12 protein-coding genes are annotated in these 12,599 nt (G+C 72.3%); 3 read left to right on the forward strand and 9 right to left on the reverse strand.

Annotation, left to right across the window (positions count from 1 at the left end; translation table 11 throughout):
* Positions 1-4: 4 nt before the first annotated feature.
* The gene (locus tag EUA06_RS21245) at positions 5-1,987 is read right to left on the reverse strand and encodes an ATP-binding protein (RefSeq protein ID WP_129479530.1); all 1,983 of its coding nucleotides are present in this window, start codon (positions 1,985-1,987) and stop codon (positions 5-7) included.
* An 18-nt stretch (positions 1,988-2,005) separates the two neighbouring features.
* A complete protein-coding gene (locus tag EUA06_RS21250; RefSeq protein ID WP_129479532.1) occupies positions 2,006-2,860 on the reverse strand; it encodes a response regulator in 855 nt (284 codons plus the stop codon).
* Between the two features lie 109 nt (positions 2,861-2,969).
* On the opposite strand from EUA06_RS21250, the gene EUA06_RS21255 reads away from it, so the two are divergent.
* Positions 2,970-3,320 carry a response regulator gene (locus tag EUA06_RS21255; protein ID WP_165354491.1) on the forward strand — a complete coding sequence of 117 codons (351 nt, stop codon included), beginning with the start codon at positions 2,970-2,972 and terminating at the stop codon, positions 3,318-3,320.
* A gap of 186 nt (positions 3,321-3,506) precedes the next feature.
* Here EUA06_RS21255 and EUA06_RS21260 read toward each other — a convergent pair whose 3' ends face one another.
* The 4 genes from EUA06_RS21260 to EUA06_RS21275 form a co-directional block, all read right to left on the reverse strand.
* Positions 3,507-5,150 carry an ABC-F family ATP-binding cassette domain-containing protein gene (locus EUA06_RS21260; RefSeq protein WP_129479535.1) on the reverse strand — a complete coding sequence of 548 codons (1,644 nt, stop codon included), beginning with the start codon at positions 5,148-5,150 and terminating at the stop codon, positions 3,507-3,509.
* 30 nt (positions 5,151-5,180) lie between these two features.
* The gene (locus EUA06_RS21265; RefSeq protein ID WP_129479537.1) at positions 5,181-5,840 is read right to left on the reverse strand and encodes an SRPBCC family protein; all 660 of its coding nucleotides are present in this window, start codon (positions 5,838-5,840) and stop codon (positions 5,181-5,183) included.
* 85 nt (positions 5,841-5,925) lie between these two features.
* Entirely contained in the window at positions 5,926-6,372 is a 447-nt protein-coding gene (locus EUA06_RS21270) for a pyridoxamine 5'-phosphate oxidase family protein (RefSeq protein ID WP_129479539.1), read from the reverse strand.
* A 91-nt stretch (positions 6,373-6,463) separates the two neighbouring features.
* A complete protein-coding gene (locus tag EUA06_RS21275) occupies positions 6,464-7,441 on the reverse strand; it encodes an Acg family FMN-binding oxidoreductase (RefSeq protein ID WP_129479541.1) in 978 nt (325 codons plus the stop codon).
* A 204-nt stretch (positions 7,442-7,645) separates the two neighbouring features.
* On the opposite strand from EUA06_RS21275, the gene EUA06_RS21280 reads away from it, so the two are divergent.
* Positions 7,646-9,388, forward strand: a complete 1,743-nt coding sequence (locus tag EUA06_RS21280; protein ID WP_129479543.1) for a sensor histidine kinase — start codon at positions 7,646-7,648, stop codon at positions 9,386-9,388.
* On the opposite strand, the gene EUA06_RS21285 is transcribed toward EUA06_RS21280, so the two are convergent.
* Positions 9,385-9,960, reverse strand: coding sequence for a flavodoxin family protein (locus EUA06_RS21285; RefSeq protein ID WP_207208485.1), 576 nt, complete (start codon positions 9,958-9,960; stop codon positions 9,385-9,387). The genes EUA06_RS21280 and EUA06_RS21285 overlap by 4 nt on opposite strands.
* On the reverse strand, positions 9,957-11,054 hold the full coding sequence (locus EUA06_RS21290) for an NAD(P)-dependent alcohol dehydrogenase (protein ID WP_242498305.1): 1,098 nt from the start codon (positions 11,052-11,054) through the stop codon (positions 9,957-9,959). Before EUA06_RS21290 ends, EUA06_RS21285 begins: the two co-directional genes overlap by 4 nt.
* Before the next feature lie 130 nt (positions 11,055-11,184).
* On the opposite strand from EUA06_RS21290, the gene ppk2 reads away from it, so the two are divergent.
* The gene (ppk2, locus tag EUA06_RS21295) at positions 11,185-12,129 is read left to right on the forward strand and encodes a polyphosphate kinase 2 (protein ID WP_129479545.1); all 945 of its coding nucleotides are present in this window, start codon (positions 11,185-11,187) and stop codon (positions 12,127-12,129) included.
* Here ppk2 and EUA06_RS21300 read toward each other — a convergent pair.
* Positions 12,116-12,556, reverse strand: coding sequence for a CBS domain-containing protein (locus EUA06_RS21300; protein ID WP_165354492.1), 441 nt, complete (start codon positions 12,554-12,556; stop codon positions 12,116-12,118). The two genes, ppk2 and EUA06_RS21300, sit on opposite strands and share 14 nt — an antisense overlap.
* Between the last annotated feature and the right edge of the window lie 43 nt (positions 12,557-12,599).

Genomic DNA, 12,599 nt, shown 5'->3' on the forward strand with positions numbered 1-12,599 from the left:
CGGCTCAGCCGTCGACCCTGGCCGGCAGGTCGAAGGTGAAGGTCGTACCGACGCCGTCCGGTCCGCTGCGACAGCTGATGGTGCCTCCGTGCCGCTCGACCACGAGCCGGCAGACGGCCAGCCCGATCCCGGTCCCTGCGACCGACGCCGCGGGAGCCGACCGGCTGAAGCGGTCGAAGACCGTCTCCTGGTCCTGCTCGGCGATCCCCCGACCGTTGTCGGAGACCTCGACCCGGATGCGGCTTCCTCGCCCGAGGATGCGCACCTCCACGGCGAGCGGTCGGTGCGGGTCGGCGTACTTCACCGCGTTGCCCAGCAGGTTCGCGAACACCTGCCTGATCGCGCGCTCGTCGCCCAGCACCGTGTGGTCGCCGGCGGCGTGCACTGTCAGGTTCGGGATGGCCAGGAGGTCGCCGAGGTCCTGGACAAGGCCGTCGGGTCCGGCGAGCCCGAGCGGCTCGGGCCGCAGCTCGGCACCCTCGGCGAGGGCGTGGTCCAGCATCTCGTCGATCAGGTCACCCAGCCGGGTCACGCCCGTCAGTGCCTTGGCGACGAGGTCGTGCGCGCGCGGGACGGAGGGGTCGTCGCCGGCGAGCTCGCTTGAGGCCATCGAGGCCCAGCCACGCACGGTGGTCAGCGGGCTGCGCAGGTCGTGCGCCGTCACCTCGGCGAACTCGGCCAGGCGGCGTGACTCGGCCCGCTCGGTCGTCACGTCGCGGTAGACCAGCAGCGCGACGGGCCCGGAGCCGGGCTCGAAGCCCAGGGGGAGGCGGGTCGCCCGGACCGAGAGGACGCGGCGGGTGCCGTCCTCGAGGGGTAGGACGATGTCGGTGGGGGCCGTCTCGCCCTCGGCCAACGCACGTCGCGATGGGTGCTCGGAGCTCGGCAGCGGAGAGCCGTCCGGCCGCAGCAGCTCGTAGGCCGACGTGCTGGTCGCGCCGCGCGCCGACGTGCTCGCCAGCAGCCGCCGGGCTGAGTCGTTGGCCTGGACGACGGTCCCGGACGCATCGACCAGCACCAGGCCTTCCGCCATCGCGTGGTTCATGGCCGTCAGGAGGTCGGCGCGTGCGGCCGCCGTCGCCTCCGAGCGCACCAGCTGCCCGACGACGTCCTCGCGCTGGTCTCGCACGGAGCCCACGACCAGCGCCGTCATCAACAGCACGAGCGTGAATGCCTGGGTGATGAGCGCCGCGACGGCCGCCTTGTCGATGAGGGAGAACGGACCGACGCCGAGCATGGTGACCACGACCGCGACGGCGCCCGAGGTCGCGGCGTGCACGGCGGCTGCATAGGTCGAGAAGCGCACGGCGCACCACACCGACAGCGGGATGACGAGGAACGCGACGGGTAGCTCGTGTGTGAAGACCACCGTGTAGGCCAGGGCAGAGGTCGCCCAGAGGAGGGCGAGCTCCGGCGCTCCGGCAGCCGGGCGGCGGTGCGGCTGCGTGAGGCGCTCCCAGGTCAGGTGCCCCACGCTCGCGACGATCATCACGCCACAGAGCTGCCGTCCGAACCAGAGGGCGACGTCGACCCACGACAGCGACCCGGTCTCCAGCAGGATCCCGGCGCTGCCCACCAGTGCGCCGGCGGCACAGCCGATCGCGACCGACGCGGTGCCCCGCAGCAGGACCGGGAGCGAGTGGATGCTCGCCTCGCCTCCCGTCCCGAGGGCACCCGGCACCCACCGACGGAGCACGGCCACGACCAGCCAGGTCTGCAGGAGGGCGGCCAGCGTGGCCGTCATGGCGAGCACGGGCGACGCTCCGGTCGCCACCATGAGGACCGCCTGCTCGAGCGCCAGGGTGACGAGCACCGCCGCGGGACGCTGGGTCCACATCAGCCACAGCACGGCGACACCGGCAGCCGGCCAGGCCAGGCTGACCTGCTGGCCCGGCAGCACGGTGGCGCGGCCGATGAGCACTGCGACGGCGTGCAGCACCGCGAACAGCGCGAAGGTGTGCGCGCCCGACCACCTGCTCCGGATCATGGGCGCTTCCTCACGGGATCAGCGGTCGCTCTGCCGGTAGTCCCGGAGTGAGGCCAGCTCGTCAGCCGCCGCGTCCAGCAGAACCATCAGGCGATCCGTCCTGTCCTCGCCCGCCCAGCGGCGTACGTCCTCACGCACCGCATCGAGCCGTCGCCGCAGGTCGTCCTCGCCGTCCGGCGACTCCGGTGTCGGTGAGCTGACCCACCGGTAGCCGAGCCCGGTCTCGGTGCGGATGTGGCGCGGGTCCTTGGCGTCGTCGCCGAGCTTGGCCCTCAGCGACTTCACGTGCACGCGCAGGGACTGGTGGGTCTCGGCCCCGGCATGCGGACCCCAGACCCTCGTCGACAGCCAGCGGTGCGTGACGATGCGTCCGGCGTCACGGCTCAGGCCCTCGAGGATGAGCCACTCCGTCTCGGTGAGCCGGACCTCCTCACCGTCGCGGTGGACCTGGCGGCGGGTGTAGTCGACGCTCACGCCGTCGAAGTCGCGCGACGTCGAGCGCTCCTGTGCGGCGTCGAGCCGGCGCTGCACCACGTCCAGCCGGGCCCGGAGCTCGCTGATGTCGAACGGCTTGTCGATGAAGTCGTCGGCCCCCGCGTCGAGTGCATCGGCCTTGCGGCGGACCTGCTTGCTGCCCGACACCACCACGATGGGAATCTCGGTCCACTCGCGCAGGCGGGCGATGACGGTGGTGCCGGTCAGGTCCGGCAGACCGAGGTCGAGCAGGATCACGTCGGGACTGCGGGAGGCGGCCAGCTCCAGGCACTCGCGCCCTGTTGACGCGAGCAGCACGGTGTGGCCCAGGGAAGGCAGCAGCTCGGCGAACATGGCCAGCGTCGAGGCGTCGTCCTCCACCACGAGAGCCAGCGCCATGTCGTGAACCTACGTCGCAATGGATGCTCCACCGCTTCTTCACGGCACCTTTACGACTAAGGATGGAGGGACGTCGTCGGAGGTGGCGCGCCCCGGGCACGATCGGACCATGGTGCTCACCCTGGTCGTGGACGACGATCCCGCCGTCCTCGAGCTCCTCACGTCGTTGCTCGGAGGGGCAGGCCACCAGGTGACGGCGGCGAGCAACGGGCGCGAGGCGCACGACCTCCTCCTCGGCGGGTCCTTCGACCTGGCCGTGCTCGACCACGAGCTCCCGGACATGACGGGACTGGAGATCGCCGGCGCGGTCCGCGAGGCCGGGATCGAGACCCGCCTCGTCCTCGTGTCAGGGGTGAGGTGGCTCAGCCGCCAGCGCCTCGACCCGGTCGACGAGCTGGTCGAGAAGCCCTTCGACCCTGAGGACTTCCTCCGCCTCGTGGACGAGCTGATGTCGCCGTGACCACTCCCATGACCACCCCCATGACCAACCCCCTGACCCGAGGCCGCCCCCGAGGCCTCGTCACCCCGCCTGCGACGTCCCTGTGCTCGCAGCGGCCTCTCCGCTCCCCCTGTCGGAGAGGCAGGTGAAAGGGCGGGGCCGGAGGCTGACCCCCCGAGACAACGACCTCCGGTCCCGCCCGACCGCTCACACGTGTCGTACGACGACGCGACCGGCGTCGACCTCCCAGCGCTGGTCGAGCCGGACGTTCTCCAGCAGCCGACGGTCGTGCGACACGAGCAGGAGCGCGCCGTCGTACGACGCCAGCGCCTCCTCGAGCTGCTGGATGGCCGGCAGGTCGAGGTGGTTGGTCGGCTCGTCGAGCACGAGCAGGTTGACGCCGCGCGCCTGCAGCAGCGCCATCGCCGCGCGGGTGCGCTCACCGGGGGAGAGGCGACCGACCTGGCTCGTCACCTGATCGGCCTTCAGCCCGAACTTGGCCAGCAGGGTGCGCACCTCGGCCTGCGTCAGCTCCGGGACGGCGGCCTCGAAGGCGTCTCCGAGACTCTGCTCGTCGGCGAGGGTGGTGCGCGCCTGGTCGATCACGCCGACCGCGACGGACGCCCCGAGCGAGGCCGTCCCGGTGTCGGGGGACGAGTCGCCCAGCAGCAGGCGGAGGAGGGTCGTCTTCCCGGCGCCGTTGGGTCCGGTGATGCCGATCCGGTCGCCGGCGTCCACCTGGACGGACACCGGTCCGAGCTCGAAGTCGCCGAGCCTCCGGGTGGCGCCGTTGAGGGTCGCGACGACTCCGCTGGACCGGGGCGCCGCGGCGATGTCGAACTGCAGCACCCATTCCTTGCGCGGCTCCTCGACCTCGTCGAGGCGGGCGATCCGCGACTCCATCTGGCGCACCTTCTGCGCCTGCTTCTCCGACGACTCGGTGGCCGCCTTGCGGCGGATCTTGTCGTTGTCGGGGTTCTTCTTCATCGCGTTGCGCACGCCCTGCGAGCTCCACTCGCGCTGGGTGCGGGCGCGCTTGACGAGGTCGGCGCGGGTGTCGGCGTACTCCTCGTAGGTCTCACGCGCGTGCCGCCGGGCGATCGCGCGCTCCTCGAGGAACGCGTCGTAGCCGCCGTCGTAGACGGTGACCTGACCCTGCGCGAGGTCGAGCTCGACGATGCGCGTCACGCAGCGGGCGAGGAACTCGCGGTCGTGCGACACCAGCACGACGCCGCCGCGCAGGCCCTGGACGAACGACTCGAGCCGCGCGAGGCCGTCGAGGTCGAGGTCGTTGGTCGGTTCGTCCAGCAGCACCACGTCGAAGCGGCTGAGCAGCAGCGCGGCCAGCGCCACCCGTGCGGCCTGCCCGCCCGAGAGCGACGTCATCAGGGCGTCGGCCGCGACGTCGAGGCCGAGGTCGGCGAGCACCGGCGCGATGCGGTCCTCGAGGTCCGCGGCACCACTCGCCATCCAGCGGTCGAAGGCGACGGTGTAGACGTCGTCGGCGCCGGGGCGGTCCGACCCCAGGGCAGCTGCTGCCTCCTCCATCGCAGCCGTGGCCTCGGTCGCGCCGGTGCGGCGGGCGACGTACGCCCCAACGGTCTCGCCCGGCACCCGCTCGTGCTCCTGGGGCAGGAGGCCGACGAAGGCGTCGCGCGGCGCGCAGCTCACCGATCCCGCCATCGGCTGGGTCGCGCCACCCAGCAGCGAGAGCAGCGTGGACTTGCCGGCGCCGTTGGCCCCGACGACGCCGATCACGTCACCCGGCGCGACGGTCAGGTCGAGGTCCTCGAAGAGCACCCGGTGGCCGTGGCCGCCGGACAGGTCCTTCGCAACGAGCGTGGCGGTCACGGGCGGGAGCCTAGCGAGGGTCGGGTCCCGTCAGGCGGCCGGCTCGGCCCTGCTCCTGATGCCAAGCATCATCTTCCGCTCCATCATGTAGTGCACGGGTGCCAGCAGGACCCGGTAGGCGAGGCGGCCCCGCAGGGTGGGCGTGAAGTCGCACTGGAAGCGCACGACCAGCCGGCAACCGGCCCTCTCGGGCAGGTCCACGAGCTGGAAGGTCCAGCACGGGTAGGGGAGTCCTTGCGCGAGCGCCTCCGCACGCCCGCCGGACGGGCCGAGGACCAGCACGTGGGGGGCGCTCGCCCGGGCCACCGTGAAGTGAAGAGGAGGCTGGGTCCCGTCGGGGACCAGACGGACGGTGTCGCCCTCGGCGAGGTGCTGGAGCTCCGGCACGACGGCATCGGCACTGTGGATGTGCAGCCCGACCAGGTTCTCCATCCAGTCATAGCTGTAGAAGCCGCCGCGACCCTGGCCCATCTGCACGAGCCACGGCCAGACCTGGTCGGCGGACGCGTGGATGGTGAGTGCACGGGTGCTGCGGTAGCGCGGGTGCGTCACGATCTCGTCGCCCGGCATCACGCCGCGCGCCTCCTCCGGCGTGGCGCGACAGCTCGGCCCCGGAGACCAGCGCGAGCTGGCGTGCGACGACGTGGGGGAGGGTGGTCGGTGGAGGCGGGTTCTCGGGATGGTGTCCATGGCTCCACACTCGCGGCTGCGTCGCGTCCCGGACACGGGCGAAGGCCCTGACCAGTCAGGCACTTCGGCGCCCAGCGTCCTCAGGTCACTGCGGCGCGTCGGGGATCATGTGCTGCCACGGCAGGGACAGGTCGAAGGCGCGACCGCTGATCTCGGTCACCTCGATCTCGACGACGTTCCACTTCGGGGTCGCCACCCACGGGTGCAGGGGAACGTTCTCGGCACGGTGCTCCTCGTCCTCCTCGAGCCGACGACCGCGGCCGCGCAGGACGACGCTGGTGGCGTGCTCACCGTCGACCTCGTCGACCTCGAAGGCGACGTCCGCGTTCATCACGACGCCGAGGAGCTTGGATCCCTCCGCGGTGCGGAAGAGGAGGGAGTGGTCCCCGCTGACGGGGTCGTGGTCGACCGCGTAGTTGATCGGGACGATGTGGACCTCGTCGGCGAGGTGGTAGGCCATCCGGCCGAGCTCGTGCCGGCGCAGGAACTCCCAGCACTGCTCGTGGCTCATGCGGGTGATCGGGTCGTCCATGCCGCGACCGTACGGCGATCCAGGCGCCGAGGTCAGGGCCGGAGGACCCATGCCCACGGGACCTGTCACCCGAGCACCTCGCCAGGTCCCCTCAGGCGATCTCGAGCACGTCGTCGACGGCTCGGCGCGGTGTGCGGACGAGCTCGCTGCGCCCGATCGCCTGCCAGCCGATCCGAGCCAGGATGAGTGGGTGGGCGAGTCCGCCCAGCACCTCGATCTGGAAGGCCCTGCGCGACTCCGGGACCTCGACGACCTGGCTCAGCGGCACGACCGACAGCCCACCCGCCATGGCGGCCAGCCAGAGAGCGCTCAGCCCTTCGCCGGCCCGCAGCCAGGCAGCCGGGTCGTCCTGGACGTCGAAGATGACCACGAGCCCGTCCGAGCCCTCGACCGCATGCTCGTCGCGGTCGTCGAGGTCACCGTCCGCGAACCGTTCGGGGGCGCCGACGCTGCCGGTGCGGCGGGGCACCACCGTCGACGGGATGCCGTCCACCAAGGACCGGTCGCGCCAGGCCTGCTGCTCCGTCGTCATCGCCTGGTCCGAGCGGTAGCGCTCGGTCGCCTGGAGGACGATCCGGTCGGCACGGAACCGCTCTGACACGTCGGTGAGGGGCACGGCGCGCGTGCCGGCCTGGGTCGCGACCTGGGCGAGCCTGGCGAGACGCTCGTCCGGGACGGGCCACGACGTGAACCGGCGACGGTCGGTGCAGCGCGCATCGATGGCCTCGAGCAGGTCGGCGGCGTCGGCCGGCGGCGGGGCCGGTGTCAGCTCCACGCGCGCCAGCAGATCGGGGTCCGACGGGTCGGGCAGGCGGGTCACGGTGGGCGACCAGCCGAGGGCGGCGGACGCGACCGAGGCCTGGTGCAGTGCCGCGCCGCAGCTCACGGTCAGGTCGCGCCCCGTGGGGTCGGCCACCGGCAGGCCTCGCCAGTGGTCGGCGTACAGCTCGAGCACGTGCCCGTGCGCGACCCAGCGCCACGGCTGGGTGTTGTGCACGCTGGGCGCGCGGGTCGCGAGCTCGACGATGCGGCGGATCGTGCCTGCCGGCACGGGCGTAGTGGTGGTCATGGTGTGTCCTCCGACCGCTCCGATGGGTTGGACAAAGCCTGCGCCGACCGACCCTGTTCACCACAGAGCCGTTGGTCACCAGCTGGCGGGCCGTTGCGACCCCTGGCGGTGGCCCCGGACCGAGGTCTGGCGCGGTGGTTGCCACTGCGCCGGAGGCGACTAGCGTGTGCGTTCCTGAGGTCCGCCACATGAGGGAGGCGCTCGATGGAGCACGGCGAGCACGGTCAGCACGGCGACGAGCCGGCACTGGGCGCCGTCGCCTTCGACGACCTGCTGCGTGAGGTCCTGGCGCGCATGGATGGTGCGCTGGACCAGCAGGCGCGTCTGCGGCTCCTCCTCGACGCGGTCGTCACGATGGCCGGTGACCTGACCCTCGACGGCGTACTGGCGCGCATCGTGGCCGTTGCCGGGCAGCTGGTCGACGCGCAGTACGCCGCACTCGGTGTCCTCGCCTCCGGGACGGGCCGGGGGCTGCGCACCTTCGTGCACCACGGCATGGCCACCGAGGTGGTGACGCGGATCGGTGAGCTCCCGACCGGTCACGGACTGCTGGGGCTCCTCATCGACGATCCGCGACCGATCCGGTTGCACGACATCGCGGCGCACCCGGTGTCGTACGGCTTCCCGGCGAACCACCCGCCGATGCGGTCCTTCCTGGGGGTGCCCATCCGCATCCGGGACAAGGTGTTCGGCAACCTCTACCTCACCGAGAAGGCGGGAGGCGGGGACTTCACCGACATCGACCAGGAGGTCGTCGTCGCGCTCGCCGCTGCGGCCGGCGTGGTGATCGAGAACGCCACGCTCTACGAGGAGGCCGAGCACCGGCAGGCCTGGCTCACCGCGACCGCCGAGACGGTCGCGTTGCTGGCGGGTGAGTCCGAGGCGGAGCACGCGCTCCAGGCGGTCGCCGACCGCGCCCGGGCCGTCTCGGGGGCGGACGTGTCGTGGGTGGTGACCGGGTCCGACGGCGCGGCGTTGCGCCTCGAGGTCGTCTCGGGAGCACCCGTGGACCTCGATGCCATGCAGCGACTGCGGATGGAGGACTCGCTGGCCAGCCTGGTGGTGCGCAGCGGTGAGGCAGTCGCCGTCGAGGACGTGGCCGCGGACGCGCGGGCGGTCGACCCGTCCTCGATCGACGGGTGGCCCAGGCTGGGACCGGTGATGGTGGTGCCCCTGCGCTCGGGCCGCGGCGTCGAGGGCGTCCTCTCGCTGGCGTGGACGAAGGCCAACGCAGAAGGCTTCCGCCGCGTGGACCCGGCCCTGCCGGCGAGCTTCGCCGAGCAGGCCACCTTGGCGCTGCAGGTGGCACGGAGCCGCACGGACCAGGCCCGCCTCATCGTCTTCGAGGACCGGGACCGCATCGGTCAGGACCTGCACGACCTGGTCATCCAGCGTCTGTTCGCCGTGGGTCTCGGGCTCCAGAGCGTCGCCAACATGACCCGCGATCCGCAGGTCACACCCCGGCTCGAGCAGGCGATCGACGACCTCGACGGGACCATCAAGGACATCCGTCGCACCATCTTCTCGCTCGGGGCGATGGAGCAGGCGTCCGACGTCCAGAGCGAGATCGAGCGGCTGGTCGACCGCGCAGGGGCCACGATGAAGCTTCGTCCGAGGCTGACCATCGACGGACCGCTGCGGACGGCCGTGGCCCCGGCCGTGGTGCCCGACCTCCTGGCGGTCCTCGGCGAGGCCCTGACCAACGTGACCAGGCACGCCCGGGCCGGCACCGTCCACGTGCACGTCCGGGTGGACGCCTCGTGCGTGTCCGTGAGGGTGGCCGACGACGGCCAGGGGATGGACCTCGACGCGCCCCAGAGCGGGCTGGACAACATGCGCAAGCGGGCGATCAAGCACGGTGGCGACGTCGAGGTCGAGTCGGCGCCCGGCAGCGGCACGACCGTCACGTGGACCGTGCCGAGCACCCCGCACGCCGAGACGCCCTAGCGTTCGGCGGCGGTGCGACGCCCCTCGGCCAGGTGCCGGCCGTACTCGGTCGCGCGTTGGCGCTCGCCGTCGGCGAGAGGACCCTTCACGTCGTTGACGACCAGTCCGAGATGGCGTCCGGCCGGGCTGAGGCCGCGGCGACGAGCCGCCCGGGCCATCGTGGAGGACGCCCCCTGTGGCAGCCAGCGGACCTGGGTGGCGTGGGTGTCGAAGACACCGACCGTGGTCGTGGCGCCGGCGGGGACGCGCACCGCGCCCAGCCACTCGCGGATCCCCACCGCTGCGTGGTCGGGATCGGCGCCCTGACGCACGGCGTCCGCGCGGGTCGACGGTCGGCTCAGGCCGAACGCGTGGGTGGGCGCGCCCACCACCAGCAGGTCGAGGTCTGCCGGGAGCTCCTCCGGGGCCGACGCGACGTCCACCACGTCGACCGACACCCCGACCTCGGTCAGGCCGTCGGCGATCGCCCGGGCAGCGTGCGCCGTGTTGCCGAACATCGACTCGAACACCACCAGGGCCGTGGTCCGGCGACCGGAGCCGGTGGTCGGAGTGGTGTCCGCCGCGGCGCTCACGGCCGGTACTCGGTGTTCGGTGCGATGACGGCGCGGCCGTCGATGGCGCCGGCGGCGAGGAGCTCGTACGCCGTCACGGCCTCCTCGAGCCCGAAGACCCGCACCTCGGCGTGGAGCAGGCCGCGGGACGCGAGGTCGAGCACCTCGACCAGCTCGTGGCGGTTGCCCCAGTAGGTCGACTGGACGCTGACCTCGTAGGGCGGGGAGAAGAACGACACCGGCAGGGTGCCGCCACCGAGACCGACGAGGGTGAGGTCGCCGAGCTGGCGCACCATCGCGGCGGCCGAGAGGAGCGTCTCGTCCGATCCCACGAAGTCCAGCACCACGTCGGCACCGATGCCTCCGGTGGCCTCCCGGACGGTCGCGGCGAGTGCGTCGCCGGGGGCGAGGACGAGGTCGGCACCGCTCCGCTTGGCCAGGTCGCGAGCCGACTCCCGCGGGTCCACGGCGATGATCCGGGCCGCGGTCGTCGCGTGCAGCACCTGGATGCCCAGGTGGCCGAGACCGCCGACCCCGATCACGACGGCGGTGGCGCCGGGGCCGAGCTTGCCCCACGAGCGACGCACGGCGTGGTACGGCGTGAGCGCCGCGTCGGTGAGCGGTGCCGCGTGGACCGGCTCGAGCCCGTCGGGGAGCGGGACGAGGTGGCGGGCGTCGGGGACGAGGAGGAACTCGGCCATCCCGCCGTCGAGCCCGAGGCCGCCACCGCCTCCGGGTGCGCGGGTGCGCTCGGGGTGGTCGCAGTAGGTCTCCAGGTCCGCCCGGCAGCGCTCGCAGGTGCCGCAGCCCCACGCGCCGACCACGGCGACCGGCTGGCCCGGCTCGAGGCCGGTGACCCCGTCGCCCAGCGTGTGCACCCAGCCGGCGTTCTCGTGGCCGAGCGTGAACGGGGGTGACCAGGGGAGCTGGCCCTCGCCGAACTCGTGCATCAGGTGGAGGTCGGAGTGGCAGGCGCCCGCTCCGCCGACCTGGACCAGGACCTCGCCCGGGCCGGGCTCGGGACGGTCGACGTCGCGCAGCACGGCAGGCGACTGCCAGTGCTCGAGTCGGAGGGCCTTCATCGTGGCCGTCGTGGCGTTCGTGGGGGACTGCATGGTCGGACTCCTCGGGTCGGTGGCTTCCAGCGTCCCGCCCCGGTGACCCACCGGGGCAGTGCCTGAAGTCGCGGGTGCCACGGACCTTCGGCCCTCGTGCGGCCGTGTCGTGCTGCCTACCGTCCACCTCATGACCGACACCTCCACGACCGCTCCCGGCCACGCCGAGGAGCTGGACGAGCTGCTCGACCTGGACGACGACCTGCGACCGGAGGGCGAGGAGGCCGACGACGTCGCGCGCGTCGACGGCCTCCCGGCCTGGCGGCAGGGCTACCCCTACGACGCCAAGCTCCGGCGCCAGGAGTACGAGGAGACGAAACGGCTCCTCCAGATCGAGCTGCTGAAGCTCCAGGCCCACGTGAAGGACACCGGACAGAAGCTGGCGCTCGTGTTCGAGGGACGTGACGCAGCCGGCAAGGGAGGTGCGATCAAGCGCTTCATGGAGCACCTCAACCCCCGCGGGGCTCGCGTGGTGGCGCTCACCGTGCCCACGGAGCAGGAGAAGTCCCAGTGGTACTTCCAGCGTTACCTCGCCCACCTGCCGAGCGCCGGCGAGATCGTCCTGTTCGACCGCTCCTGGTACAACCGGGCCGGCGTCGAGCGGGTGATGGGCTACTGCACGTCGATGGAGTACCTCAACTTCATGCGGGAGACGCCGGAGCTGGAGCGCATGCTGGTGCACTCCGACATCCACCTGGTCAAGCTCTGGTTCTCGGTGTCGCGGGCCGAGCAGGCCGCCCGGTTCTCCGCTCGGTCCTCCGACCCGGTCCGGCAGTGGAAGCTGTCCCCGACCGACCTGGCCAGCCTGGACAAGTGGGAGGCCTACACCGACGCCAAGGAGGCGATGTTCTTCCACACCGACACCGGTGACGCGCCCTGGACGGTCATCAAGTCCAACGACAAGAAGCGGGCGCGGCTCGAGGCCATGCGGGTCGTGCTCTCCCAGCTCGACTACCCGCAGAAGGACCATGAGCTCGTCGGTGTGCCCGACCCACTCATCGTCGGTCCGGCCGCGCGGGTGCACGAGGACGACGAGGACCCGGCGCGGTTCTTCCCGCCGATCAGTCTCCGCTGACCCGTGGGCTGCTCAGCGCGGCCAGCACGTCCTTGATGGACAGCATCCCTGCGACGCGGCCGTCCACCAGCACCGGGAGGTGTCGTACGTCGGCGCTGGTCATCGCTCGCGCCGCCTCCCACGCCGACGCATCTCCGGTCGTGGTGACGACGTCCCCCTGCATGACGTCCCCGACGGACAGGTGGTCGAGGTCGGCACCCAGCGCGACGTGCGCGACGACGTCGCGCTCCGCGACGACTCCCACGATGGCTTCGCCGTGCAGGACCACCAGGGCGCCCACACCGTCGCTCGCCAGCGCCGTGGCGGCGTCGCGCACCGATGCCGTGTGGTCGATCGACGCCACCGGTCGGCCCATGAGGGCGGCAGCCGAGACGGCTGCGGTCGCCTCCTCGACCTCTCTGCCGGGTGCGGCTCCGGGGTTCCTCACGGTGTTCACGGTGTCCCTCCCTCTGGCGACAGTGCCGGGGTGA

This window comes from Nocardioides glacieisoli, assembly GCF_004137245.1.
GTDB classification, from domain to species: Bacteria; Actinomycetota; Actinomycetes; order Propionibacteriales; family Nocardioidaceae; genus Nocardioides; species Nocardioides glacieisoli.

Excerpts from the sequence above, each read along its gene's own strand:
- EUA06_RS21280 (WP_129479543.1), top strand. The coding sequence starts at position 7,646 with ATGGAGCACGGCGAGCACGGTCAGCACGGCGACGAGCCGGCACTGGGC.
- EUA06_RS21270 (WP_129479539.1), bottom strand. The coding sequence starts at position 6,372 with ATGGACGACCCGATCACCCGCATGAGCCACGAGCAGTGCTGGGAGTTC.
- EUA06_RS21265 (WP_129479537.1), bottom strand. The coding sequence starts at position 5,840 with ATGGACACCATCCCGAGAACCCGCCTCCACCGACCACCCTCCCCCACG.
- EUA06_RS21245 (WP_129479530.1), bottom strand. The coding sequence starts at position 1,987 with ATGATCCGGAGCAGGTGGTCGGGCGCGCACACCTTCGCGCTGTTCGCG.
- EUA06_RS21275 (WP_129479541.1), bottom strand. The coding sequence starts at position 7,441 with ATGACCACCACTACGCCCGTGCCGGCAGGCACGATCCGCCGCATCGTC.
- EUA06_RS21290 (WP_242498305.1), bottom strand. The coding sequence starts at position 11,054 with ATGCAGTCCCCCACGAACGCCACGACGGCCACGATGAAGGCCCTCCGA.
- ppk2 (WP_129479545.1), top strand. The coding sequence starts at position 11,185 with ATGACCGACACCTCCACGACCGCTCCCGGCCACGCCGAGGAGCTGGAC.
- EUA06_RS21250 (WP_129479532.1), bottom strand. The coding sequence starts at position 2,860 with ATGGCGCTGGCTCTCGTGGTGGAGGACGACGCCTCGACGCTGGCCATG.
- EUA06_RS21255 (WP_165354491.1), top strand. The coding sequence starts at position 2,970 with ATGGTGCTCACCCTGGTCGTGGACGACGATCCCGCCGTCCTCGAGCTC.